Annotated in this window: 2 protein-coding genes; both read left to right on the plus strand. The window is 32.5% G+C overall.

Going from position 1 to position 1,226, the window contains the following annotated elements:
• The first annotated feature begins 67 nt into the window (after positions 1-67).
• On the plus strand, positions 68-529 hold the full coding sequence (locus CN514_RS22650; protein ID WP_098234508.1) for a DUF6678 family protein: 462 nt from the start codon (positions 68-70) through the stop codon (positions 527-529).
• 403 nt (positions 530-932) lie between these two features.
• On the plus strand, positions 933-1,226 hold a 294-nt coding region (locus CN514_RS25980; RefSeq protein WP_217993956.1), incomplete at its 3' end, for a hypothetical protein.

Consider the following 1,226-nt stretch of genomic DNA (forward strand, 5'->3'; position numbering starts at 1 on the left):
AATGGCAGTTTAGTTGCATAAGGAATTGTAAAATAAAAGAAGTTAAATAGTGAGGTTATGAAAAAGGATGGTCTTATGGAAATTGAAAAGGAAGAAAAGGAAAAATTGTATAAAGTTCTCGAAAAAAAAACAATTATGCTCAGTTATGAATAACACAAAATGGAGACAACTCAAAGATGCCGTTCTAACCACTCTTCCATTTGTTCCACCTCTTCAAATTAAAACCGTCTTGGAAGACACTCCAAATCCCCCAAATTTTGATACTGATAATGATATTTATGGTTCTGGAGATTGGTTGGATGGTGTGCCACGACTTTTGATCGAATGGATAAGGGTTCGACCAAAGCGTTTAGAATCAATGGGGCTGATTATTCCGCCTAAAGTAATTGATATATCAAAGGAGTTTCTAGAAATATTACATAAATATAAAATACCTTACAAAATAGACAATAATACAATATATATTTATGGGTATATTCGTGATACAAGTTCCTTAACATTAGGAAACTCTAGTGAAAAATATAAGTAATTACTTCAACTAAAGCAATGCATTAGTTGAAGATCAAGAGTTACTTCAGTGAGTCTTTTTTATTCAACAAAATGGCAGGATAGTTGCATAAGAACAATAGATTTGCAATTGGAATTTAGTATCTGCATATTGCCTAAAAAAGATAACTTATATTTTTAGATTTTTAAAGATTTAATTTAAGTATTAATAGTAGATTAATTCAACTTTATAGTTATATTGCTTATTTTTCTAAGCTATAAGAACCACTTTGTCCTATATTAATAAAATAATGTGAACATACATTATATAGGAGAGGTGTAAAATTTGTCACAACAACGAAAGATTCCTAGTATCATACCGTCGCAACAGATATGTCGACGATGTTATTGTAATCCGTGTAAATGTAAATGTCACGAATGCAATAGTGATCCATGTAAATGTAAATGTCACGAATGCAATAGTGATCCATGTAAATGTAAATGTGATCGATGTAATTGTGATCCATGTAAATGTAAATGTGATCAATGTAAATGTAATCCGTGTGGATGTAAATGTCATAGATGTGATTGTAATCCATGTGAATGTCATTGCTGTTGTCCATGTCCACCAGGAGCTACAGGCCCACAAGGTGAAAGAGGTAAAAGAGGAAAAGACGGAAAAGACGGAAAAGACGGAAAAGACGGAGAAAGAGGAAGAAGAGGCCCACAAGGTCCACAAG

The organism is Bacillus sp. AFS001701, assembly GCF_002559405.1.
Taxonomy (GTDB): Bacteria; Bacillota; Bacilli; order Bacillales; family Bacillaceae_G; genus Gottfriedia.

Excerpts from the sequence above, each read along its gene's own strand:
- CN514_RS22650 (WP_098234508.1), top strand. The coding sequence starts at position 68 with ATGGTCTTATGGAAATTGAAAAGGAAGAAAAGGAAAAATTGTATAAAG.